Origin of the sequence: Pseudomonas sp. MWU13-2105, assembly GCF_023242315.1 — a bacterium.
Taxonomy (GTDB): Bacteria; Pseudomonadota; Gammaproteobacteria; order Pseudomonadales; family Pseudomonadaceae; genus Aquipseudomonas.
Map to the genome: position 1 here is coordinate 127,218 of NZ_JALLIY010000012.1, position 23,957 is coordinate 151,174.

At 63.9% G+C, this 23,957-nt stretch carries 22 protein-coding genes; 12 read left to right on the forward strand and 10 right to left on the reverse strand.

The window, feature by feature from the left end; translation table 11 throughout:
• Positions 1-307 precede the first annotated feature (307 nt).
• Complete coding sequence (locus tag M5B96_RS18810; RefSeq protein WP_248798222.1) at positions 308-1,438, forward strand: patatin-like phospholipase family protein; 1,131 nt, start codon at positions 308-310, stop codon at positions 1,436-1,438.
• 11 nt (positions 1,439-1,449) lie between these two features.
• On the opposite strand, the gene M5B96_RS18815 is transcribed toward M5B96_RS18810, so the two are convergent.
• A complete protein-coding gene (locus M5B96_RS18815) occupies positions 1,450-2,331 on the reverse strand; it encodes an EamA family transporter (protein ID WP_248798223.1) in 882 nt (293 codons plus the stop codon).
• Between the two features lie 94 nt (positions 2,332-2,425).
• Between M5B96_RS18815 and M5B96_RS18820 the strand changes: the two genes are divergently transcribed.
• Both M5B96_RS18820 and M5B96_RS18825 read left to right on the forward strand, forming a co-directional pair.
• Positions 2,426-3,409: a LysR substrate-binding domain-containing protein gene (locus M5B96_RS18820; protein WP_248798224.1), complete on the forward strand. Its 984-nt coding sequence runs from the start codon at positions 2,426-2,428 to the stop codon at positions 3,407-3,409.
• A gap of 47 nt (positions 3,410-3,456) precedes the next feature.
• Entirely contained in the window at positions 3,457-4,047 is a 591-nt protein-coding gene (locus tag M5B96_RS18825) for a TetR/AcrR family transcriptional regulator (protein ID WP_248798225.1), read from the forward strand.
• Positions 4,048-4,049: 2 nt separating this feature from the next.
• Here the strand turns inward: M5B96_RS18825 and M5B96_RS18830 are convergent, their stop codons facing one another.
• Together M5B96_RS18830 and M5B96_RS18835 are read right to left on the reverse strand one after the other, a co-directional pair.
• Positions 4,050-5,510, reverse strand: coding sequence for a sensor histidine kinase (locus M5B96_RS18830; RefSeq protein ID WP_248798226.1), 1,461 nt, complete (start codon positions 5,508-5,510; stop codon positions 4,050-4,052).
• The gene (locus M5B96_RS18835; RefSeq protein ID WP_248798227.1) at positions 5,507-6,223 is read right to left on the reverse strand and encodes a response regulator transcription factor; all 717 of its coding nucleotides are present in this window, start codon (positions 6,221-6,223) and stop codon (positions 5,507-5,509) included. The genes M5B96_RS18830 and M5B96_RS18835 overlap by 4 nt, the downstream gene beginning before the upstream one ends.
• 159 nt (positions 6,224-6,382) lie before the next feature.
• On the opposite strand from M5B96_RS18835, the gene msrB reads away from it, so the two are divergent.
• The 3 genes from msrB to msrA all read left to right on the forward strand — a co-directional run bounded on the left by msrB (position 6,383) and on the right by msrA (position 9,483).
• Entirely contained in the window at positions 6,383-6,901 is a 519-nt protein-coding gene (gene msrB, locus M5B96_RS18840) for a peptide-methionine (R)-S-oxide reductase MsrB (RefSeq protein WP_248798228.1), read from the forward strand.
• Between the two features lie 27 nt (positions 6,902-6,928).
• Positions 6,929-8,734 carry a cytochrome c biogenesis protein DipZ gene (locus M5B96_RS18845; protein WP_248798229.1) on the forward strand — a complete coding sequence of 602 codons (1,806 nt, stop codon included), beginning with the start codon at positions 6,929-6,931 and terminating at the stop codon, positions 8,732-8,734.
• A 104-nt stretch (positions 8,735-8,838) separates the two neighbouring features.
• Positions 8,839-9,483, forward strand: a complete 645-nt coding sequence (msrA, locus tag M5B96_RS18850; protein ID WP_412548625.1) for a peptide-methionine (S)-S-oxide reductase MsrA — start codon at positions 8,839-8,841, stop codon at positions 9,481-9,483.
• Positions 9,484-9,589: 106 nt separating this feature from the next.
• On the opposite strand, the gene M5B96_RS18855 is transcribed toward msrA, so the two are convergent.
• The gene (locus tag M5B96_RS18855; protein ID WP_248798231.1) at positions 9,590-11,209 is read right to left on the reverse strand and encodes a glucan biosynthesis protein D; all 1,620 of its coding nucleotides are present in this window, start codon (positions 11,207-11,209) and stop codon (positions 9,590-9,592) included.
• A 316-nt stretch (positions 11,210-11,525) separates the two neighbouring features.
• Here M5B96_RS18855 and M5B96_RS18860 point away from each other — a divergent pair, with 316 nt between their 5' ends.
• Both M5B96_RS18860 and M5B96_RS18865 read left to right on the forward strand, forming a co-directional pair.
• Positions 11,526-12,209 (forward strand): response regulator transcription factor, encoded by a 684-nt coding sequence (locus M5B96_RS18860; protein ID WP_248798232.1) that lies wholly within the window; start codon positions 11,526-11,528, stop codon positions 12,207-12,209.
• Complete coding sequence (locus M5B96_RS18865) at positions 12,187-13,581, forward strand: sensor histidine kinase (protein ID WP_248798233.1); 1,395 nt, start codon at positions 12,187-12,189, stop codon at positions 13,579-13,581. Before M5B96_RS18860 ends, M5B96_RS18865 begins: the two co-directional genes overlap by 23 nt.
• Before the next feature lie 21 nt (positions 13,582-13,602).
• On the opposite strand, the gene M5B96_RS18870 is transcribed toward M5B96_RS18865, so the two are convergent.
• Together M5B96_RS18870 and M5B96_RS18875 are read right to left on the reverse strand one after the other, a co-directional pair.
• On the reverse strand, positions 13,603-14,019 hold the full coding sequence (locus M5B96_RS18870) for an SRPBCC family protein (protein ID WP_248798234.1): 417 nt from the start codon (positions 14,017-14,019) through the stop codon (positions 13,603-13,605).
• Between the two features lie 108 nt (positions 14,020-14,127).
• The gene (locus M5B96_RS18875; protein ID WP_248798235.1) at positions 14,128-15,138 is read right to left on the reverse strand and encodes an aldo/keto reductase; all 1,011 of its coding nucleotides are present in this window, start codon (positions 15,136-15,138) and stop codon (positions 14,128-14,130) included.
• 145 nt (positions 15,139-15,283) lie between these two features.
• Between M5B96_RS18875 and M5B96_RS18880 the strand changes: the two genes are divergently transcribed.
• On the forward strand, positions 15,284-16,177 hold the full coding sequence (locus M5B96_RS18880; protein ID WP_248798236.1) for a LysR substrate-binding domain-containing protein: 894 nt from the start codon (positions 15,284-15,286) through the stop codon (positions 16,175-16,177).
• A 13-nt stretch (positions 16,178-16,190) separates the two neighbouring features.
• Here M5B96_RS18880 and M5B96_RS18885 read toward each other — a convergent pair whose 3' ends face one another.
• The 3 genes from M5B96_RS18885 to M5B96_RS18895 all read right to left on the reverse strand — a co-directional run bounded on the left by M5B96_RS18885 (position 16,191) and on the right by M5B96_RS18895 (position 19,208).
• Positions 16,191-16,937, reverse strand: coding sequence for a hypothetical protein (locus M5B96_RS18885; protein WP_248798237.1), 747 nt, complete (start codon positions 16,935-16,937; stop codon positions 16,191-16,193).
• 240 nt (positions 16,938-17,177) lie between these two features.
• Positions 17,178-17,732 (reverse strand): phosphonate metabolism protein/1,5-bisphosphokinase (PRPP-forming) PhnN, encoded by a 555-nt coding sequence (gene phnN, locus M5B96_RS18890; protein ID WP_248798238.1) that lies wholly within the window; start codon positions 17,730-17,732, stop codon positions 17,178-17,180.
• A 162-nt stretch (positions 17,733-17,894) separates the two neighbouring features.
• Positions 17,895-19,208 (reverse strand): MFS transporter, encoded by a 1,314-nt coding sequence (locus M5B96_RS18895; protein WP_248798239.1) that lies wholly within the window; start codon positions 19,206-19,208, stop codon positions 17,895-17,897.
• Between the two features lie 244 nt (positions 19,209-19,452).
• On the opposite strand from M5B96_RS18895, the gene M5B96_RS18900 reads away from it, so the two are divergent.
• The 3 genes from M5B96_RS18900 (at position 19,453) to M5B96_RS18910 (ending at position 22,848) form a co-directional block, all read left to right on the forward strand.
• On the forward strand, positions 19,453-20,331 hold the full coding sequence (locus tag M5B96_RS18900; protein ID WP_248798240.1) for a LysR family transcriptional regulator: 879 nt from the start codon (positions 19,453-19,455) through the stop codon (positions 20,329-20,331).
• 332 nt (positions 20,332-20,663) lie between these two features.
• Positions 20,664-21,962 (forward strand): MFS transporter, encoded by a 1,299-nt coding sequence (locus M5B96_RS18905; RefSeq protein ID WP_248798241.1) that lies wholly within the window; start codon positions 20,664-20,666, stop codon positions 21,960-21,962.
• A 112-nt stretch (positions 21,963-22,074) separates the two neighbouring features.
• Positions 22,075-22,848, forward strand: coding sequence for a substrate-binding domain-containing protein (locus M5B96_RS18910; protein WP_248798242.1), 774 nt, complete (start codon positions 22,075-22,077; stop codon positions 22,846-22,848).
• Between the two features lie 192 nt (positions 22,849-23,040).
• Here the strand turns inward: M5B96_RS18910 and M5B96_RS18915 are convergent, their stop codons facing one another.
• Positions 23,041-23,946 (reverse strand): LysR family transcriptional regulator, encoded by a 906-nt coding sequence (locus tag M5B96_RS18915; protein WP_248798243.1) that lies wholly within the window; start codon positions 23,944-23,946, stop codon positions 23,041-23,043.
• Positions 23,947-23,957: the final 11 nt, after the last annotated feature.

The following is a 23,957-nucleotide window of genomic DNA, read 5'->3' on the forward strand; positions in this document are numbered from 1 at the left end:
AATCGAATGGGCGATCGCGGAATCGACAACCGGCGAAATCTTTTTTACTGGTTGCCGCTGCTCACTCGACCAAGCATAGAAGTAGACAACGCGAACCCACGGATGGGCTCCTGCACGCTGATCGTTATGCGCCGGCGCCTACACACAGTTGCTGCGAATCCCACTCCGACCAAAGGTAAATTGCGCTCATCCCAAAGCGAGCTTGCTCGCGACGGACGTCAAGGCTAACGTGGCAAACCTGAGTGCCCGCATACAGCAACGACATCGCAATCCCCCTGTTCACGACAGCCCCAACCAGAGAGGAAACATGGAGTCTCCTGCAGTCTCGATCGGCCCGCGTTCGGACTTTGCCCTGGCCCTCTCCGGCGGCGGCGTCAGAGCCATGGCATTTCACCTCGGCGTGCTCAAATACCTCGCCGAACAACAGGCCCTGGAACGGGTCTCGCAGATTTCCACGGTGTCCGGCGGCAGCCTGCTGGTGGGCCTGATGCTCCACGAAAATCACCGGCAATGGCCCGACTCCGCGACTTTCCTGCAACGCCTCTACCCCGCCCTGCAGGCCAAGCTGTGCTCACGCAGCCTGCTCTGGAGTGCCTTGCGCCAGCTGCTCAACCCGCTGAACTGGCGCTTCCTGCTGTCCCGGGCCAACCTGCTGGCCCTGGCCCTGCAAAAGGACTGGGGGGTGACCGCCCTGCTGCCGGAGATCGCCGCCAGACCCGACTGGTCGATCAACGGCACCACGGCGGAAAACGGCAAGCGCTTTCGCTTCAAGCGCAGCAATATGGGGGACTACTCCATCGGCTATGCCAGCACCAGCGGCTTCCCCCTGGCCCAGGCCCTGGCGGTATCGGCGGCGTTCCCCGGGGGCATCGGCCCGCTGTCGCTCAAGACCCGCCGTTTCCAGTGGATGCGGCGCGAGTGGGAAGCCCCGCCGCACAGCGCCGTCGAGGTGCGACTGCCGTTCAAGAAGCTGCGGCTCTACGACGGTGGCGTCTACGACAACCTCGGCCTGGAACCTTTTTTCGACGCGGCGACCGGACAGACCAAGCGCTACGAGTATCCGATCATTGTCTCGGACGCCGGCGCGCCGTTGCGGCCGGGGTTTGATGCCGGGGTGCTGAGTCCCTGGCGGCTCAAGCGCCTGGCCGACATCATGTCCGACCAGACCCGCGCGCTACGTGGCCGGACCTTTGTCGAATACCTGAAGAGAGCCCCGGGACGTGGCGGTTACCTGAGCATCGCCAGCGCGCTGATCGAGTCGGTCGAAGGCAGCGATGCGGCCTTTGCCGCGGGGTTCCCCACCACCCTGAATCGCCTTGAACCCGAGGTGTTCGAACGGATCGCCCGACACGGCTACGCCGTGGCGCAAGCGACCGACCGGGAGTATCCACTGCTGCCCCTGGTCGCGAAAACGCCGGAGCCCCTGGTGCTCTCATGAACCCGCGCCTGTCAGGGCAGCGCCAGCACGCCCAGGCTGGCACTGATCACCAGGGCGGTGCCGACAAACTGCATCGGGATCATCGGCTGGGCCAGCACCACATAACCGGCCAGGGCGCCCACCGCCGGTTCGGCGCTCATCAGGATGCCGAACGAAGACGCCGGCATCCGCCGCAAGGCGACCATCTCCAGGCCATAGGGCAGCAACGGCACGAACAGGGCCAGTCCGGCGCAGTTGGCGATCTGCAACAACGGCGGGGGGCCGCCGCTCTGCCAGAGTCCCAGGGGCGTGGCAATCAGGGCGGCGGCCAACAGCGATACCGACAAGCCTTCAAAGCCCTGGAACAGTCGACCGACCTTTTTCATCATCAGGATATAAGCCGCCCACCCCGCCGCCGAACCGAACGCCAGCAGCAAGCCCAGCGATTCGCCGATCCAGCCGCCTTCGTTGCGGGCCAGCAGCAATACCCCGGTGACGGCCAGCAGCGGCCAGATCAAGGCCCGCCAGTTGCGCACTCCGAGGCTGGCCACCAGCAATGGGCCGAGAAACTCGATGGCGATCGCCAGCCCCAATGGAATGCGCTGGATCGCCGCGAAGAAGCAGGTGGTCATCACCGCCATCGCCAGGCCAAGGCTCCCGGCGGCCAGCCAGCGTGACAGCGAAAACCTGTACAGCGGTGGCCGCACCAGCAGCGCGAGAATCGCCGCCGCCCAGCACAGGCGCAACCAGGTGGTACTGAACGTGCCATACGTCTCCATGGTCGGCGTTGCCAGCGCCGCGCCGAACTGAACCAGGAGCATGGACAACACGCAGAGCATGGCTGCCCACAACAGCGCTCGGCGATGGGCCCTGCCGGTATCAGGGAGCGGTAGACCGGTGGCATTTTCCTGCATGCTGAAGTCTCCTTTGAAGGTCGAACCATCCTAGCCAGTCGCACAGACTTCAAATAAGCTGATATTTCTTATCCCGACTTCACAGATATTGATAATGCGCGATCTCGACAGCAGCCTGCTACGAACCTTCGTCACCGTCGCCGAAACCGGTGCGGTGGGCGCTGCCGCCCAGCGCCTGGCGCGCACCCAGGCGGCGGTCAGCATGCAGTTGCGGCGCCTGGAAGACGACCTCGAACGCCGCCTGTTCGACCGCTCGCCCCGGGGCCTGCGACTGACCGAAGCCGGCCACCTGCTGCTGCCTTACGCCCATAGTATCCTTGGCGCCGGGACCGATGCCCGACGGGCCTTGTCCGCCAGCCAGATCGCTGGCAGCGTGCGTTTGGGTTTGCTCGAGGACATCGCGGTGGGCAGCCTGCCCCGGGCGCTGCGGCGATTTTCTGCGGCCTACCCGCACATTTCCCTGGAAATCGTGATCGACAGCAGCGTGGCCATGTCCGCCAAGCTGGCGGATGGCACCCTGGATGTGATCATCGGCGACGCTTCGGCGATCAATGCCCAGCCCCAGGCCTGCTGGACCCAGTCGCTGTTCTGGGTCGGCGCCCGCGGCCTGACCCTGCCAGCCGACCTGAGCACCCAGAGCCTGCCCCTGGTGACTTTCGGCGGTGGCTGCCTGTGGCATGGCCAGGTGGTGAAAATCCTCAAGCGGTCGAACATTCCCTGGCGCGTGGTCTGCAGTAGCACCAGCCTGCCGGCGGTGCAGTCTGCGGTCGAGGCCGGCCTGGGCATCACGGTGTTGCTGGAAGGCAATATCCGCAGCGAAAGCATGCGCGTGCTGGGCCCGGCCGATGGCCTGCCAGCGCCGCCAATCGTCGATTTCGCCCTCTATGTCCGCCGGGTCCCGGCAGTCCAGGCGGCAGCGGTCCAGGCACTGCAGAACTTTCTCGGCGAAGAGCTGAATATCATCATGCCGCGCACGGCACAAACGACAGAGATCCCCCTGCAGCCCAATGAACGCCCGCTCCGGGGTAGTCATCCGAGGCACGGCAAAGAACAGATAGATGTTTACAACAATCTATAACCTGAAGGATGCTAGGCAGACCACCGCATTCCTTCAGGAGCCCCATCATGCCCCGCGTATCGCGCAAACAGGCCGAACTCAACCGCGAAAGCATCACCGACGCCGCCGCGCGGCTGTTTCGTGAGCGCGGTCTGAAAGGCCTGAGCCTGGTCGAAGTGATGGGCGCCGCGGGCCTGACCCATGGCGGTTTCTATGGGCATTTCGAGTCCAAGGAAGCCCTCGCCGCCGAAGCCTGCAACCGCAGTTTCCAGCAGTCGGACGAGCGCTGGCAGCAAACAGCCGAGGCCCTGGGTCACGGCGAAAAAGCGCGCCAGGCTATCGTCGAGCGCTACCTCAGCAGCGAACATCGCGACACCCCCGGTGAAGGTTGCCCGATGGCGGCCTTCTGCGGCGACCTGGCCCATGAAGACCGGGACAGCGAACTGCGCCGCAACTACGTCAAGGGCCTGGAAACCCTGCTCGACACCTACAGCTCGCTGCTGGACGCCAAGGATCCGCACGTCCGGCAAAAGGCCCTGGTGCAACAGGCGCTGCTGGTCGGCGCCCTGACCCTGGCCCGCTCGACCCGGGGCCAGGCGCTATCGGACGAGTTCCTGGGCGCCGCCAAGGCATTTCTGCTCACCGATGCGGGCGCCTAAGATCAGCCCACCGCCGTCAGCTCGAAATAGAACACCGCGCCCTTGCCGGGAATCGACAGCAGGCGAATCTGGCTGTCGTGCAATTGCAGGATGCGCCGCACAATCAGCAACCCGAGGCCGCCGGAACGCCGGTCGCCGTCCTGGTTGAACGGCCGGCGAAACAGGTTTTCCAGCAAGGTCGGGGCGATCCCCGGGCCGGTGTCGCTGACCGTGACCTGGATCTTGCCGCGCCCATGGGCCAGCGCCACCTCGATGCTGCCGCCTTCGGGAGTATGGCGCAGGGCATTGTCGATCAGGTTGGTCAGGACCCGCTCGATCATCCCCAGATCGGCGCTGACCATCGACGCCCCACGGGGCAAGACTGCCAGCAGTTTCGACTGGCGGGTCTCGGCCATCAGCTCGAACTTCTGGAACACGTCCTGGATCAAGTCGCTGAGGGAGAAGTCCTCGACCTGCAAGCGCACCGCGCCATGCTCCAGGCGCGCCAGCTCGAACAGCGCCTGGGCCAACTGCCCGACCTTGCTGCTCTGCGCCAGGGCGATCCCCAGGTAACGCCGGCGCTCATCCGGCGCCAGCACCGCATCCTTGAGGGACAGGGTTTCCAGGTAACCGTGCAACGACGCCAGGGGCGTGCGCAAGTCATGGGAAATATTCGCCACCAGTTCGCGGCGGTCCTGATCGAGCTGGGTCAGGCTGCGCCACTGTTCGCCGATGCGCGTGGCCATCTGCGCAAAGCTGGCTTCCAGCACCTCGATCTCATCGCGACGTCCGGCCCCGGCCCGTGACAGCACCGGCAACTGCGTCGGCGCGGCATCGGTATCGAAATCGCGCATGGTCTCGGTCAGCCGACGCAACGGACGGGTGATCAAGCGGAAGGCGATCAGGCCGGCGATCAGCCCCAGCAGGGCCACCAGGCTCATGGCCCACAAGGTGGTGCGCAGCACCGAGCTGGCCGAGACCTGGGCCGCCAGGCGATCATGTTCTTCGCCCTGGAGGACCACGTACAGATAGCCCAGTTCCTTGCCGCCACCGCGCAGGGCGGCGGCACTGAACACCTTGCGCCCGTCTTCGCTGCGCGGGTCGTCACCGAGGATCGGCAACGGCTGGCCGTCGAGCAGGCGGCGGATCGGCGCCAGGTCGACGTGATCGCGGTGCAGGTGGCCTTGCGGCGCGGCATCGCCGGTGATCTTGCCGCTGGGCGAGAGCAGATAGACTTCCACGCTCGGGTTGACGTTCATCAACTGGCCGAACAGTGCGCGTACCCCCTCCATGGTCAGGCCTTCGGTGCCCACCAGCCGGTTGTCCAGGGCAATGCTCTGGGCCAGGTCCCGGGACAGGCCCTGGACCACTTCCTTTTCGTGCATGTCGCTGGCTCGCACCTGCAACCACACCGAGGCCCCGCAACAGGCCAGCAGCAGGATCGAAAAGGCCAGGGACAGGCGCTGCGACAGGGTCAGGTTCATGACGGGCGACCCGCCGGCGAGAAGCGATAGCCGCGTCCCCAGACCGTGAGGATCCGCTCGGGTTGCGCCGGGTCGACTTCGATCTTGGCCCGCAGGCGATTGATATGGGTGTTGACCGTGTGTTCATAGCCGTCGTGCTGGTAGCCCCAGACCTGGTTCAGCAGGTCCATGCGCGAATACACGGTGCCGGGGTTTTTCATGAAGAAATGCAGCAGGTCGAATTCCCGTGGGGTCAGGTCCAGGGGTTTGCCGTCGACCCGGGCTTCACGGGTCAGCGGATCTAGGCTGAGGCCGCCCTGCTCCAGGGTCCCCGCCTCGATCTTCAGGCTCTTGGCCAGGGCGTCGACCCGGCGCAGCAGGGCCTTGACCCGCGCCGCCAGTTCCAGCATCGAGAACGGTTTGGCCAGGTAATCGTCGGCGCCCAGTTCCAGCCCGAGCACCCGGTGCATCTCGCTGGAACGGGCACTGGTAATGATGATCGGCGTGTAGCGCGCCATCGCCCGCGCTTGCCGGCAGATCTCCAGGCCATCGACGCCCGGCAGCATCAGGTCGAGGATCAGCGCATCCCAGGAGCCCTTGCTCAATTGCGCCAGGCCGAGGTTGCCGTCGGCGCAATGGGTGACCTCATAACCTTCGTCCCGCAGGTGCAGGCTCAGCAGGCCCGCCAGGTGCAGGTCATCTTCAACGATCAGAATACGCTTGGGTGAATCCATGGGCAGCCTTCGTGCTGGTAATCGCCGGAAACGACGCCTGGATCATTGTGCCGGATCGCCAGGCAGCAATGTTCACAAATAAGTTAACTTTACGGGAGGATTTGGCGACCCTCGCCGTCCAACAATGAAAGCCTGATCAATCACCGTGGACGCGACGCCATGTCCTCCAGAAGACGCTTTCTTGTTTCCAGTGCCGCCACCCTGCTCGCCGCCGGTTTGTTCGACTGGCGCGCCGTGGGTGCCACCTTCGGCAGCGGCAGCCGCTCGGCTGATAGCGGCGAAACCTTCGAAGTCAGCCATACCGACGCCGAGTGGAAATCGATGCTCAGCGCCGAGCAGTATGAAGTGCTGCGCCACGAAGGCACCGAGCGGCCCTACAGCAGTGCCCTCAACGAGGAGCACCGCGACGGTGTGTTCGCCTGTGCCGGCTGCCGCCTGGCGCTGTTTTCCTCGGCCGCCAAGTACGACAGCCGCACCGGCTGGCCGAGTTTCACCGCGCCGCTGGAAAGTGCCGTGGCCACTCGCCGCGACACTTCCTTCGGGGTCTCCCGGACCGAGGTGCATTGCCACCGTTGCGGCGGCCACCTGGGCCATGTGTTCCCCGACGGACCGCCGCCCACCGGCCTGCGCTACTGCATGAACGGTGTCGCCATGACCTTCGCCCCCGGCGCGGCCTGATTCCCACGTTGCAACAAGGATTCCCTTATGTTCCTGCTTATCCTGGCCTACCTCGGCGGTCTCCTGACCATCCTCAGTCCCTGCATCCTGCCGGTGCTGCCGTTCGTCTTCGCCCGTTCCGGCGAGCCGTTTCGGCGCAGCGGCCTGCCGTTGCTCTGCGGCATGGCCCTGACCTTCGCCTTGGTCGCCACCCTGGCGGCGGTCGGCGGTGGCTGGGTGGTGCAGGCTAACCAATACGGTCGTTGGCTGGCCCTGGCGCTGATGGCGTTTTTTGCCATTACCCTGCTGTTCCCGCACCTGGCCGAGCGCCTGACCCAGCCATTGGTGGCCGCCGGTGACCGCCTGTCGCGCTCGGCGCAAAGCCACGATGGCTCGCCCAGCGCGCGTTCGTCCTTTGTACTGGGCATCGCCACCGGCCTGTTGTGGGCTCCCTGCGCCGGACCGATTCTCGGCCTGATCCTCACCGGCGCCGCCCTGCAAGGCGCGAACATCGGCACCACGTTGCTGCTGCTGGCCTACGCCGCCGGTGCCGCGACCTCCCTGGCCGGCGCGCTGCTGGTGGGCGGCAAGCTGTTCAATGCGATGAAGCGCAACCTCGGCACCGGCCAATGGCTGCGTCGCGGATTGGGCGCGGCCATGCTGGTCGGCGTGGTCGCCATCGGCCTGGGCCTGGACACCGGTATCCTGACCCGGGTATCCACGGTGGCCACCTCGGGCCTCGAGCAGAAACTGCTCGACAACCTGACACCGAAGAAAGCCCCGGACCAGGGCGGCGCGATGATGGCGGCGGTCAACAGTGACGCCGGCCAACCCGCCGGCAGCATGATGGCCATGGCGGCCAAAACTGGCGGTGCAGAACGGGCGCTGCCGGTGGAAGGCAGCCTGCCGGACCTGTCGGGCGCCGTGCAGTGGCTCAATTCCGCGCCGCTGAACGCCGCCGAACTCAAGGGCAAGGTGGTGCTGATCGACTTCTGGACCTACTCCTGCATCAACTGCCTGCGCAGCCTGCCCTACGTCAACGCCTGGGCGCAGAAGTACCACGACCAGGGCCTGGTGGTGATCGGCGTGCATGCACCGGAATTCGCCTTCGAACGCGATATCGACAACGTCCGCCAGGCCGTGGGCAAGCTGGGCATCCAGTACCCGGTGGCCATCGACAACAACTATGCGATCTGGCGCGGTTTCAACAACCAGTATTGGCCCGCCCACTACTTCGTCGATGCCCAGGGCCGCGTGCGTTATCACCACTTCGGTGAAGGCGACTATGAAGGTTCCGAACAGGTGATCCAACAACTGCTGAAAGAAGCCGGCCAGCAGAATGTCTCCGGCGGCATGGTCAGTGCCCAGGCCCAGGGCGTGATGCAGGCCGCCGACGAAGCCGAAGTGAAATCGCCGGAAACCTACCTGGGCTATGACCGCGCCGAAAACTTCGCTTCGCCGGGCGAGCAGGTGGCGGACCGATCGAAAAACTACGCGGCGCCAAAACAGCCGGCCTTGAACCAGTGGGGCCTGGACGGCCAATGGACCGCGCGTGCCGAGCAGGTGTCGCTCAACCAGGCCCCGGGCCAGGTGGTCTACCGCTTCCATGCCCGTGACCTGCACCTGGTGCTGGGCCCGGGCGCGGACGGCAAGCCGGTGCGCTTCAAGGTGCGTATCGATGGCGCGATGCCCGGCGCCAACCACGGCACCGATACCAACGCCAACGGCGAAGGCACGGTGACCGAGCAGCGCCTGTACCAACTGGTCCGCCAGGCAGGGGACGTCAGCGACCACACCTTCTCCATCGAATTTCTCGATCCCGGCGTACAAGCCTACGCCTTTACTTTCGGTTGAACGCCACGAGGATGAACACCATGAGTACGCCTGTCATGCCACGAAAAACCCAGTCGCCACTGCTGCTGCTCGCCGCGATCGCCGGCCTGTCCCTGTCGGTGCTGATGTTCCAGCGCCTGGCCTGGTCGGCCGAGGATGCGGTGCAGATCGCCCCGCCCGCGCTGGACCAAGCGGCCGGCGCCAGCGGCAAAGCCACGGCGGTATTTGCCGGCGGTTGTTTCTGGGGCGTCCAGGGAGTGTTCCAGCACGTCCGGGGGGTTGAGAACGCAGTGTCGGGTTATACCGGCGGTGCGGCGGATACCGCCCGATATGAAGCGGTAGGCGAAGGTTCGACCGGGCACGCCGAGTCGGTGCAGGTGACCTATGACCCGAGCCAGGTCAGTTACGGGCAACTGTTGCAGGTGTTTTTCTCGGTGGCCCACAACCCGACGGAGCTCAACCGTCAGGGGCCGGACCGCGGCACGCAGTACCGTTCGGCGATTTTCCCGGTGAATGCCGAACAGGAAAGCATCGCCAAGGCCTATATCGCCCAACTGGATGCCGCCAAGGCGTTTCCCGCGGCGATCGTTACCCGGATCGAGGACGGCAAGGTCTTCTATCCGGCCGAGGGTTATCACCAGAACTACCTGACGCTGCACCCGACCGCGCCGTATATCGCCTTCAATGATTTACCGAAGGTGGAAAACCTCAAGCGTCTGGAACCGCAGCTTTATCGGGCCGACCCGGTGCTGGTGCCGGACGCCAATTGATGACGAATGCTGCAGACTCAAGAGCAATCTTGAGTCTGGCCACGATTTGTGGCGGGCGGGCTTGCCCGCTCGCCGCAGGAGCGTGTTCGGACTCCAAACTTTCCTATCAGGTGTAGCGCCGCTTGTCAGCCGCCGGTGGGAAGTACTGGTACAACCAGGTTTCGCTCAAGGTCCGGTCACGGGTACGGATGAACAGGCGCATTTCCACCGGATCGACCTGGTCGTCGCTCGGGTACCAGTCGAACGTCACCCGGTAGCCGTTGATTTCATCCAGTTTGAGGACATCGATATCCTTTACCTGACCGCGGGACGTCGTCACCACCGGCTCGATCTCGGCGCCCAGGGACAGACGCTCCAACCCTCCACCGGTAAAGTCCACGGCAAAGCGCCGGGCCCAGACCTGCGGGTAGTGCTCGCCCGGCGCCCAGCCTTCGACAAACCCGCCCATGCCCGAACGGGTCGCGTGCACCCGCGCCAACGGTGTGCCCACCGGCGGCATCGCGCTCCAGTAGAGCTTGTAGCCATAGTTCAGCGAGGCCCCCGCCGCCACCGGTTCCTTGGGCGTCCAGAACGCCACGATATTGTCCAGGGTCTCGCCCGTGGTGGGGATTTCCAGCAGATCGACGGAGCCCTCGCCCCAGGCCGTGGTCGGCTCGACCCACAGGCTCGGACGTCGGCTGTACCAGTCCACGGTGTCCTGGTAGCTGGCGAACTCATGGTCGGTCTGCACCAGGCCGAATCCCTTGGGATCCTTGTCGGCGAACGCATTGAACTGCAAGGTCGCCGGGTTGTTCAGCGGCCGGCAGATCCATTCGCCATTGCCGCGCCACATGGCCAGGCGGTCGGAGTCGTGGATCTGCGGGTGAAGGGTGTCGCACATCCGCCGCTCATGGGTGCCGCAACTGAACATGCTGGTCATTGGCGCAATGCCCAACTGCTCGATGGCAGTACGCGCGTTGATATGGGCATCGACCGCCATCACCACCTGCTCGGCCTGGCAATCGATGTCGAAACGATAGGCGCCGGTGGCGCTCGGCGAATCGAGCAAGGCATAGACCACGAAGCGGGTGCTGTCCTTGTCCGGGGTCTCGAACCAGAAATGGGTGAAGTCGGGAAACTCCTCGCGCTTCTTCGCATAGGTATCGATCGCCAGCCCGCGCGCCGAGAGGCCGTATTGCCCGGTCTTGTCCACCGCGCGGAAGTAGCTGGCGCCGAGAAACGAGACAATGTCGTGCTGGTCGATCTCCGGGGCCTTGAACAGCTTGAAGCCGGAGAACCCCAGGTCGCCCTTGAGCCGTGCCGGATCAATGCGGCTGCGGGCATAGTTGAACAATGCCGGACGGAAATGCACCTCGCGAGCCTGGCGCGTCTGCGCATCAACGCTGTACATGCGCACCGGTTGCTTGAAACCCATGCCGACATGGAAGAACTGCACGTCCAACTGGCCCTTGAGCTCATTCCACAGCGAGTGCCGGGCATCGTATTGAATGGCGTTGAACTGCTGCGGGGTCATGTCCGCCAGGGACGGCGGCAACACCTGGCGGGTGCTGGCATAGTCCTTCGCGGCGAGTTTTTTCGCCTGGGCCTGCAATGTCTTGAAGTCGAAGTGTTCGATGTTGCCGTCCGCGGTGGCGGCAAGCGCCCGGGCCGCGAACAGACCGCTGGCCGACAGGCCGGTATAGGCCGCCAGGGCCATGGAAGCTTTCAGAAGATTGCGGCGGTGCATAAAAAGACCTGTACAGGAGCTGCCGGACATCCGGAACCGTTGGGCGCCGGATCAAAAGAAGCGCTCGTTCAAGACTGCGAACGAATGCGGCTACAGGTAACAGATAACAAATCCCGATGACGGTTCGCAATATCCTACAGAAAACTTACTGACAGGCTTTATTCAGCCAAGGTGTGGCTATATGTTTCCAGCCTCTCTAGCGACCCGAGGCGCCCTGTGAACAGCTGCCCAGGGCCCGTGAAGATTTGTTCAGAATGTTTTCACGCGCTTCTTGGCACACTTGCCCACTTGTTTTGAAGGTCCGTCGAGGCAATCCATGACCCGCATCCTGACCATCGAAGATGATGCTGTAACCGCCAAGGAAATCGTGGCTGAACTGAGCAGCCATGGGCTTGAAGTTGACTGGGTCGACAACGGCCGCGAAGGCCTGGTTCGTGCCGTGAGTGGCGATTACGACCTGATTACCCTGGATCGCATGCTGCCGGAGCTCGATGGCCTGGCCATCGTCACCACGCTGCGGACCATCGGGGTGGCCACGCCGATCCTGATGATCAGTGCCCTCTCCGATGTCGACGAACGCGTACGCGGTCTGCGCGCCGGCGGTGACGATTACCTGACCAAGCCGTTCGCCTCCGACGAAATGGCCGCGCGGGTCGAAGTGCTGCTGCGGCGCAAGAGCCCGGCACGGGAATTCGAAACCTCGCTGCGGGTGGCCGACCTGGAACTCAACCTGATGACCCGCGAAGCCTCCCGGGCCGATCAGTTGCTAACCTTGTTGCCCACCGAATACAAGCTGCTGGAGTTCCTGATGCGCAACACCGGGCAGATCCTCTCGCGGATGATGATCTTCGAAGAAGTCTGGGGTTATCACTTCGATCCCGGCACCAACCTGATCGATGTGCATATCGGTCGCCTGCGCAAGAAGATCGATGGCCCGGGCCTGGCGCCGCTGATCCGCACCGTGCGAGGCTCGGGTTATGTCATTGCCGAACCCCTCTAAAGGCTGGCGCTCCTCCACCAGCCGGCTGCTGGCACTCTACAGTTTCCTGTTCGTGGCCTGGAGCTGCAGCCTGATGGGGGTGCTGTACCATGAGGTGTCCGGTTACCTGAGTACCCTGGCGCGGCATTCGTTGATGCAACGCCAACATCTGTTTTCGCGCTTCCAGGGCCAGGCCCTGATGGAAGCGCTGACCACCAGCATGACCTTCGACATGCGCGGCGTGGATGCCTATGGCCTGTTCAACGAGCAGAAACTGCACCTGAGCGGGCCGATCCAGGAAATCCCGGCCGACCTGCCGATGGACGGCAGGATCCATGAGTTGGCCAACTGCATCGACTCCGACGACCCGAACCTGCCCCAGGACAGTTGCGATGCGGTGGTCACCCAGACCCACGACGGGCGTTGGCTGCTGCTGGTGCGCGACAACGGTTCGCTGTTCGGCGTCACCCGGATCATTCTCCACGCCCTGTTCTGGGCAGTGTCCCTGACCATCCTGCCCGGCGTCGCCGGCTGGCACCTGCTGCGCCGCCGGCCGATTCGACGGATACGGGCGATCCAGGCCAGTGCCGAGTCGATCATCGCCGGCGACCTGGGCCATCGCCTGCCACTGTCGAACCGCCGCGACGAGCTGGATATGCTGGCGGCGATCGTCAACGCCATGCTCGACCGGATCGAGAAACTGATGCACGAGGTCAAGGGGGTCTGCGACAACATCGCCCATGACCTGCGCACGCCGCTGACGCGCCTGCGGGCCCAGCTGTATCGGATCCAGCAACAGACCGTCGACGGTTCGCCCGAGTCGTTGCAACTGGATGGGGTGATTGCCGAGACCGATACCCTGATGGCGCGCTTTCGCGGTTTATTGCGTATTTCCGAGCTGGAAGACCATCAGCGACGCTCCGGCTTCCTGGTCCTCGATCCCCTGCCGCTGCTGCACGAGCTGCATGACTTCTACCTGCCGTTGGCCGAGGAAGCCGAGATCCACCTGCGCCTTGAGGTGCCCGCGACACTGCCGGCGATCACCGGCGACCGGGCCTTGTTGTTCGAAGCCCTGGCCAACCTGCTGAGCAACTCGATCAAGTTCACCCCGCCGGGTGGCGAGGTGCTGTTGCGGGCGAGCAATGATGCCGGCAGTACCCGCATCGAAGTCCACGACTCCGGCCCCGGCATCCCGCCGGCCGAGCGCGAAGCGGTGTTCCAGCGTTTCTATCGCTGCGACGAAGGCACCCAGCACGGCGGCTTCGGCCTCGGCCTGTCGATTGTCGCCGCGATCGTCAACCTGCACGGTTTCAGCCTCGACATCGGCAGCAGCGAACAGGCCGGGGCGCGCTTGATCCTCAATTGCCGGAACAGCCTGATGAGCATGGACTGAATCAACGCCAAAGCCCTGGATTCAGCCGCGGAAATTCGCCTTCAAGGCCGCCAGGCCCTCGGCATAGATGCTATGGAACAAATCCACCGCCTCTTCCTCACTGACCCCCGTCGGGGTGAAGATCCCCGCCCACTCGACAATCGAGGTGTGCGGATCGTTGCCTTCGCGAACCTGCAAGGTGGCCAGGTAGTCGGCCACCGGGAAGGGTTGCTGGATAAACGAATAACTGTAGCGCCGAGCCCGATTGTCGAAGGCTTCCAGGCGCTCGACGATGAGCACGTCGTCCGCCGTGTGCAAGGTGCGCACACGACCACCTTCGCTGAGACTGCTGCGGGGGACGAACGGCAGCCAGTCAGGCAGGGAATCGAACCCACCCATCAGTTGCCAGACCTCTTCGGGGGACGCGGCGATTTCAACGGTTACCGATGTTGCAGCCATGAATAGTCTCCAGGAACAAGTTGGATAGCCAGGCCGATCCCGGCGGCCGGGCCTCTGACGATGGCGACGTCAGCGGCCAGCGGGATCGGCATAGACACCTGCGTGGTTTCAGACCAGCGGCAACGGCGCATGCGCCGCCACCAGCCCTTCTTCACGCAACGCCTGCCAGAACGCCAGTGGAATCCTCTCCTTCAAGGCCGCCACGTCCTCGGCGATCCGCCCCGGCCGGCTGGCGCCGGGGATCACCGCCGCCACGGCCGGGTTGGCCAGGGAAAACTGCAAGGCCGCGGCCTTGATGCTCACCCCGAAGCGTTGCGCGAGGGTCTTGATCCGTTCAACTTTAGCCATAATTTGTGACGATGCCGGTTGATATTCAAAATGGCTCCCACCGGCCAGTACACCGGAACTGTAGGGACCGCCGACAACGATATCGACTTGCTGGGCCAGCGCCTCGGGCATCAGCCGTTGCAGGGCCCGCTCATGATCGAGCAGGGTATAGCGCCCGGCCAGCAGGAACCCGTCGGGCCGGGCTTCGTCCAGCTGCAGGGTCAGTTCGCACGGTTCGACCTTGTTCACCCCCAGGCCCCAGGCCTTGATCACGCCCTCCTCGCGCAAGCGGGTCAGCACGCGGAATGCCCCTGTGCGCGCCTGGTTGAAATACTCCAGCCATTCGTCACCGTAGAAGTCCTGGGCAATGTCGTGCACCCAGACGATGTCCAGACGGTCGGTCTGCAAGCGCTCAAGGCTGCCCTCGATGGACCGCAGGGTGGCGTCGGCGGAATAGTCGTTGACCATCTTGTTCGGCCGGCCATGCTCGAAGACTCCGGCTTTCTCGCCCAGGTCGCGGGCGCTGACATCTTCCACTTCATCCAGGACCAACCGGCCGACCTTGGTGCTGAGTACGTACTGGTCCCGTGGATGCCTGGCCAGGGCCGCGCCCAGGCGAATTTCCGCCAGCCCCGAACCGTACAACGGCGCCGTGTCGAAGTAGCGCACGCCCTGGTCCCAGACCGCATCGACGGTGGCCATGGCCTCCTCCTCGGGAATGGCGCGGAACATGTTGCCCAAGGGCGCGGTGCCGAAACCCAGGGGGCCCGACAGTTTGTCTCTGATGCTCATAGTGATGATCCTTTGAATGGAAATGCCGAGTCCGTCTCACCCGCTCGGGGGTGACATGGCGCTCGCTGTCGGGATCAATACTAGGTTGCGGACTTTTGACCGTCCAAGACATAATTTGCACAACTTGAGTCCCTAAAGGTCTGACATGATTGATTTACGCCAACTGCGCTATTTCGTGGTAGTCGCCGAAGAGGAGCACGTCGGGCGTGCCGCCGAGCGGCTGCACATTTCCCAGTCGCCCTTGAGCCGGCAGATCGCCCAGTTGGAGGAGCGCCTGGGCCTGACCCTGTTCGAACGCAGCCTGCAACGTATTCGCCTGACCGCCGACGGCCAGACCTTTCTCGCCGAGACCCGGGCATTCCTGACCCATGCCAATCGACTCGAGTCCCTTGGACGGCGACTGGGGCGCGGTGAAGAAGGCGGCCTGTGCATCGGCTATATCGAGAACGCCATGCACTCGGGGGTGTTGCCCCAGGCCCTGCGCAGCTTGCGTGGCGAGCGGCCGGATGTGCATATCGCGCTCTACAGCCTGAATTCGGCGCAGCAACTGGAAGGCTTGCGCCAGCGCAGCCTCGACATTGCCCTGGTCAGCGAGCCGCCCGCCGCGGATGACCCGGACTTGAACAGCGCCCGCGTGCTCAACGATCCCATGCTGCTGGCGCTGCCCGAGCGGCATCCGCTGGCGCAGTTGAGCGAGTTGAGTCCGGCGGACTTCCTGGAGCAGGAATGGATTGCCGTGCAGCACCCCCAGCGCAGCGGCAAGCAGGATGATTTCGTCCAGGCCTGTATCAGGGCCGGGTTCAACCCCAATGTCCGGCTGCAGGCCAATGAACCGCTGACGGCGCTGGGGCTGGTGGCGGCGGGACTGGGCTTGACCATGATCCAGCAGAGCCTGCGGCACAACACGCCCCAGGGCGTGGTGCTGCGGGAACTGCCCTGGCTGATCTACACCACCCCCTTGTGGGCGGCCTGGCATCGGATCAACTTGCGACCGCTGGTGGCAACCTTCAGGGAAGTGCTGGTGCAGGACGCGGTCTAGAGCAAGTCACCGGCTACAGGTCCATGATCTTGGCGGCAAAGGCATTCCAGCCGGCCGGCTCCTGGATCAAGGCCGGGTAGTTATGCGAAAAGCCCTGCATCACGCCACGTCGCGTCATGAGCTCACGGATAATGGCCGTCGCCGGGCCGCTGCCATGGCCTTTCAACAGGCTCTGCTCCTGGTAGGCTCGCCAGTGCAGTTCCATCGCGATGACCTTGCACAGCACCGATTCCTGGGCCGCCACGGCGGTATTCTTGATCAGCAGGCAAAGTTTGACCGGCACGCTGACGGCCAATGATACACCACCGGGAACAGCGGCCAGGCCAAAGCCGACGCCGCGGTTGAACAACTTGTGGGTTTTCATGAGTTTCAACAGATCGAGCCACTGGCATAAGGTTTTACTTTGCCGGCAGTGCCTGGCCATTTCGGCAAAGCGATGCAAGTGCACGGCTGAAACCCCGGCGGAACTACCGTCGCGAATCAACGCATAAGGGTTGACCGGCAACGCCATGCAGCCAATCGATGCCGCCGTGCCCACACAGGTCTGCACGTAATTGCGCACTTTACGGTGTTGCAACAAGTGTTTGGTCTTTGGCGAAGGCCGTTCAACACCCTGCACCGTGAAATAAGGATTATCCACCAGGGCCGACGCCGGCTGGCCCACCTTATAGCCGCTCACCAGGGGTGCCAGGGCTACCCCCAGGCCATGAGGGATCAATCCGGAAACTGCCAGGGCGGTGTCCAGGACCAGGCTATTCATATTGAAACTGTACCGGGAAACTTCTTTCAGTCTGGCGGAAAAATTATCCTGCTCCACATTCATATCGGCCTACCTCTCGCATTTGAAAAGCCGGGGATTTTTTTATTAAAGTATCAGTCCCAGGCGCCATTCAACGAGGTAAAAAAAGACCAATTTATTACTTCAATTTGCCATTTATTCAAGAACCGTCAGGCGCAATAAAAAAACGCCAGGACACTAGGGCGGCACTTATAAAAACCACTATTTCCCGATCAGTTTGAACAATGCTTCCAAACTTTGGCGAAGCGCGCCCGAATTATCCAGCAGACTCAACGACGGATCGTCCGCCGCCAGCAGCGAGGCGGTGAACTCGGCATTGCGCGCCAGGCGCGCCTCAATCTGCGGCAAGCTTTCCCGTCCCCGCGCCAACAACCGCTCGCGCAGTACAGCCTGATCGACGGTGAGCAGGATCACCTGCAAATCCGGATAACGCTCGCGGGCCTGGGGCAGATAGGCCCGTGAACCGTTGACCAGTACATCCTCTCCGGCGGCCAGCCAGTCGTCGACCCGACGCGGAATGCCATAACACAGGCCGTTGGCCTGCCAGCTCATGGCAAAAGCCCCCTGCGCCCGCAGTGTCGCGAACTGCTCGACACTGACCGACTGCGCCGCCTCGCCGACCGCCTCGGCCGAGCGGGTAATGACTCGCCGGGCAATACGGCAGCCGCGCTCGGCCAGGGGTTCGCGGGCGGCGTCGAGCAAACTGTCCTTGCCCGAGCCCGAAGGCCCGATGAGATAGATCAATCGGCCAGCCATCCACAGTCCCTCACAGGTTGTCGCGCGCACAGTACAACACTCGCGGCACTCATGGCACTGGCCGCAAGCGTGTTCGCCCCAGGGCGGGGGGGACAAGGCGCAGGCGCCTACGGCAGCCCGACCCACGGCAACGCCGGCACACCCCGGACTGTTGCGCCAGGCTCAACCCAGGTTGCGCGCCGCCAGCCGGGAGAAACTCGCCAGGCAGGCCACCGCGGCAAAGCCGGCACCGATATACAGCGCCAGGATCGGCCCGGAGTGGCTCGACAAGCCGAAACTCAGGGCCACCAGCGCGGCCCCGGTGGACTGGCCGAGCAAGCGCGCGGTGGCAATCGTCCCACTCGCGCCACTGCTGCGCTCACGCGGCGCACTGGTCATCAGCGCCTTCTGGTTCGGCGACTGGAAGAAACCGAAGCCCAGGCCGCAGACCACCATGCGCACGCCGATCTCCAGGGCGCTCGGGTCCGCGGGCAGCATCGCCAGGGACAGCATGCCCAGCGACAACACTCCCAGGCCGATGCCACCGAGCAAGCCTGGCGGGTAACGATCCGACAGGCGCCCGGCAAAGGGCGCGATCAGCGCCACCACCACCGACCAGGGCGTCATCAGGTAGCCGGTCTGGACCGGATCACGGCCCAGCACCGTCTCGAAGAAGAACGGCAGCGAGACAAAAGCCAGGCCCTGGGTGGCGAAGGAGCAGATGGCCGTGAGGGCCGACAGCGCGAACATCGGGCGTTTGAGCAGGTCGATCGGAAACATCGGCGCCGGATGCCCGGCCTCGCGGCGTAGCATCAGGCCGCCGGCGCCGACACAGACCAGCAACGCCAGGCAGATCGGCAGCGCACCGGCAAACTGCGCGCCCTCCCCCAGGGCATAGATCAGCGAGCCGAAGGTCAGCACGCTCAGGCCGGCGGTGCCCCAGGCAAAGCGCTGGCCATTGGGCGGCGTATGCGGCAACGACGGAATGGCCATGGCCAGGGCGACCAGGCCAATCGGAATGTTCACCCCGAACAGCCAGGGCCAATTGGCCACGGACAGGATCAACGAGGCCACGGTCGGCCCGGCGGCGAATGACATCCCCACCACCAGGGCATTGAGCCCCATGCCCCTGCCGAGCTTTTCCGGAGGAAACAGGCTGAAGATCAGCGCGCCGTTGACGCTCATGATCGCGCTCGCCCCCACGCCCTGGAGGACCCGGGCCAGGGTCAACTCGGTGAGGGTGCTGGACATTGCACACAGCGCCGATGAGACGGTGAACAACACCAGGCCGAACAGATAGATCTTGCGATGGCCGATCACCCCGCCGAACGAGGCGAAGGCCAGGATGGTCGCCACCGCCGACAGCTGGTAGGCGTTGATGATCCACACCGAGGCCGCCGGTGTGGTGTGCAGGCTGGTGGCGATGGCCGGCAACGCGGTGTTGGCGATGGCGGTGTCCAGCGAGGCCAGGGCGATGGAGATCAGGATCGCCAACATGCCACTGACCTGACGCGATAAACGCGGTCTGAAAATTCCCGATAAGCCGCTGATCGCACACCCCCGAAACCCGCTGACCAGAGCGGATCATAGCGTTTTGCCCAATATCGATGACGACGTTTTGCTGAACCGCGGCTGTACGACATCGAGCGCGGGTTCAGCCGGCGTCTGCGCCCATGGTGATCCCCTAGCCTCGCTTGATAAACTAGCGCGTTCTTGGATCACTCCCAATCAAAGGTTGGCAATGGACGTTCTGGCAAGCATGAAGGTCTTCGTCAAGGTGGTGGATCACGGCAGCTTCAGCGCCGCCGCGCAGTCCATCGGGATTTCCCCGACCATGGTCGGCAACCATGTCCAGGGCCTGGAGAAACACCTGGGCACGCGCCTGCTGCATCGCACCACCCGCCGCCAGAGCCTGACCGAGATCGGCCAGGGCTATTACAGCCAGTGCCTGGCGATCCTCGGGCAGATCGAACACGCCGAATTGATTGCCCGGGAACAGCGCGCCCATCCCCGCGGCCGCTTGCGGGTCAGTGCCTCGCCGACCCTGGCCTCGGACCGGCTGATCCCGGCGATCGCCGCCTACCTCAAGGCCTACCCGGAAGTGGAGATCGAGTTGAAGTTCAACGATCGGGTGGTGGACCTGGTGGAGGATGGTTACGACCTGGTGTTTCGCTACGGCGAATTGCCCAGCAGCGGGCTGGTGGGGCGCCTGCTGAGCAAGAACCGGCGCATCGCCTGCGCATCACCGGCGTATCTGCAAGCCCAGGGTACGCCGCAGGTGCCGGAGGATCTGCGGCAACATAACTGCCTGGTATTCCTGCGGGCCACGCCGCAGCGCGACTGGTTGTTCCACGGTGCGAGCAGCCAGAGTATCCGGGTAAACGGGCAACTGGCGGCCAATAACGGCACCGCGTTGATGAACGCGGCGCTGGAAGGTGTCGGTATCGCCCTGCTACCGCAGACACTGGTGGAAGACGCCCTGAAGGATGGGCGCCTGGTCCATCTGCTGCCCGACCACGAGACCCTGGATCGGCCACTGCATCTGGTCTATCTGCCGGACAAGCAGATGACGCCCAAGCTGAGCAGTTTTATCGAGTTCATGGTCAAGCGCTTCGCCTGAGACAGCCGCACAAGAAGACCTCAAGCCGAGCCTACCCTTGTGGCGAGCGGGCTTGCCCGCGCTGGGTTGCGAAGCGGCCCTAGAACCTGCGAATTCGCTGCGTCAGGTAGACCGAGGTGGCCGGTTTTGCGACTGCTGCGCAGCCGAACGCGGGCAAGCCCGCTCGCCACAGTCCCCGCCACACTTTGAGCGGAAACATTTAGTATTAATTCGCCATGCGCATCAATCCATTCTAAAAATGCACTTATCAAATCTATAGCGCTGCTCCAGTATCCCGGCCAATAAAAATCTGCACTGCGATGCAGGCCATAAAAACGCTGGAGACCTTCACGATGCACGCCACAACACCGACCGCCAGTTCTGCCCGTGCCAAGGCGGGCGCGGTATTTCGCGTTACCTCGGGCAATTTCCTCGAACAGTTCGACTTCTTCCTGTTCGGCTTCTACGCCACCTATATCGCCGCCGCCTTCTTCCCCGCCAGCAGTGAGTTCGCCTCGCTGATGATGACCTTTGCCGTGTTCGGCGCCGGCTTCCTCATGCGGCCGCTGGGCGCGGTGATCCTGGGTGCCTATATCGATGACGTCGGTCGGCGCAAAGGCCTGATCGTCACCCTGTCGATCATGGCCAGCGGCACCATCCTGATCGTGCTCGTACCCGGCTACGAAAGCATCGGCCTGCTGGCCCCGGCCCTGGTCCTGATCGGTCGACTGCTCCAGGGTTTCTCCGCCGGTGCCGAACTGGGCGGGGTCTCGGTCTATCTATCGGAAATCGCCACGCCGGGGCGCAAGGGTTTCTTCACCGCCTGGCAGTCCTGCAGCCAGCAGGTCGCCGTGGTGATCGCCGCCGCCCTGGGTTACGGGCTCAACCAGTGGATGTCGGCCAGCATGGTCGCCGATTGGGGCTGGCGCATCCCGTTTCTGGTCGGCTGCATGATCGTGCCGTTCATCTTCCTGCTGCGTCGCAACCTGGCGGAAACCGAGGAATTCGCCAAGCGCAAGCATCGTCCGGGCATGCGTGAGGTGTTCAACACCCTGGCGCAGAACTGGGTCATCGTGGTCGCCGGGATGCTGATGGTCGCGCTGACCACCACCGCCTTCTACCTGATCACCGTGTATGCACCGACTTTCGGCAAGACCGTGCTGCACCTGAGCACCGCCGACAGCCTGCTGGTGACCTTGCTGGTGGGGGTTTCGAACTTCTGCTGGCTGCCCCTGGGCGGTGCCCTCTCCGACCGTATCGGCCGCCGTCCGGTGCTGCTGACCATGTCCGGGCTGACCCTGGCCACGGCCTATCCGGCCCTGTCGCTGCTGGTCCAGGCGCCGACTTTCACCAGCATGCTGCTGGTGCTGCTGTGGTTCTCGTTCCTCTACGGGATGTACAACGGCGCGATGGTCGCGGCCCTGACCGAGATCATGCCGGTGGAAGTCCGGGTCGCCGGTTTCTCCCTGGCCTACAGCCTGGCGACGGCGGTGTTCGGCGGTTTCACTCCAGCAATCTCCACCGCCCTGATCCAATACACCGGGGACAAGGCCTCGCCGGGCTACTGGATGAGCTTTGCCGCGCTCTGCGCCATGTGCGCGACGCTGTTTCTCTATCGCAAGGCCAGGATGCAGCTCCAGCCGGCGGTGTAAGTCCGGTGTTTTCAGGGTGACCTGAAGGGCCTCTTCGCGGAACAGGCACCACAGGCTCACGAGCCTTGAGCCCAAGTCCGCCTTTTCAATACCAAAAAACAAGAGATCTCCAATGAAAGCAGTTTTTCTCAAGCTCGCCCTGCTCGGCAGCCTGACCCTGGCAAGCCTGGCGACCCAGGCCGAGGAAATCCGCGTGATGACCTCCGGCGGTTTTACCGCCGCCTACAAGCTGCTCGGCCCGAAATTCGCCGCCGACAGCGGCAATACCCTCGACACCATCCTCGGCCCGTCCATGGGCAAGGCCCCGGAAGCCATTCCCAACCGCCTGGAACGTGGCGAAAAAGCCGATGTGCTGATCATGGTCGGATATGCCCTCGACGAGTTGATCAAGCAAGGCAAGGTCCTGCCCGGCTCACGGGTCGAACTGGCCGACTCGCGGATCGGCCTGGTGGTACGCGCCGGCAGCGCCCTGCCAGCTATCAGTACCGAGCAAGAGTTGAAAGACACCTTGCTCAAGGCCAAGTCCGTGGCCTACTCCGACAGTGCCAGCGGCGTGTATATCCAGGACCAGTTGTTCAAGCGCCTGGGCATCGAGGCGCAGCTCAAGCCCAAGGCGACCATGGTGCCGAAGATCCCGGTGGCCACGGTGGTGGCGAGCGGTGACTATCAACTGGGCTTCCAGCAGGTCAGCGAACTGCTGCCGGTGCCAGGGGTGACCTATGTCGGCAAGATCCCGGAGTCGGTGCAGTCGGTGACGCGGTTTGCCGCCGGGATTCCGGTGGGGGCCGAGCATCCCGCACAGGCCAAGGCCTTGCTAGAGTACCTCGCGGCTCCGGCAGCCCAGGCTAGCGTGAAGGCCACCGGGCTGGACTCCATTCCTCATTGAGCAAACGCGTTCCGGTCCTCAAGTCATTGGGCGCCCATACGGGCGCCATCACCGGCAAGCCAGCTACATTGGGTACGGTGCCAAACGCAGATCTTGTATACGACACAAATCCTGTAGGAACCTGGCTTGCCAGCGATGAGGCCCTCAAGCCATACGGTGCGCTTCCCCACCCCATCGTGAGCACGCCGGCACCTACACCTGCGGCAGTTTCATCTCGACAATCAGCCGCTCCAGCTCCCGCGCCGCCGGGGTCAGCACCCGTCCCCGGCGCTTGAGCAGCCCGACCTTGCGCATCACCTCCGGCTCGACCAGCGGCACACTGGTCAGAATCGGATGCTCGTCACCCACCGGCATCGCCATGGTCGGCACCGCCGCGACGCCCAACCCCGCCTCCACCAGACCGATCATGGTGGTGACATGCCGGGTTTCGCACACCCCGGGTTTCTGCGCCTCGATACCCACCAGCGCCTGGTCAAGCAGGAAACGATTGCCCGAGGTCTTGTCGAGGCTGATGTAGTCCTGCTGGTAGAGCTCGGTCCAGGTCACGCTGGCCCGACCGGCCAGCGGATGATCGCGGCGACAGGCAACGACATAACGTTCCTCGACCAATAACTCGAATTCGATTTCCGCCTGCAGGTTGCCGGTGAAACTCAGGCCGAAATCCGCCTCGCCACTGAGCACCGCGGCATGCACGTCGTTGGCGCTGGAGTCGAGCACCTTGACCTTGATCTTCGGGTATTGCCGGTGATAGTGGGCCACCACCTTGGGCATGAAGTAATAGGCCGCCGACGGCACACACGCCACCGTGACATGCCCGAGCCGGGTCGAAGCCACGTCGGTGATGCCCAGCAGCGCGAGGTCGAGGTCGTCCAGCAGGCGCTCCACGGTCGGTGCAAACGCCCGGCCCACCTGGGTCAGGCTGACCCGCCGGGTAGTGCGCTCGAACAGCCGGACACCCAGGGCTTCCTCAAGCTTGTCCACGCGCCGGCTCAGGGCCGGCTGGGAGAGGTTGATGGCCTGCGCCGCCTTGCGGAAACTGCCCTGCTCGACCACCGCGCGGAAGGCCTGCAAGTCGTTCAAATCGAAGTTGATGGCCACCGGGCTTACTC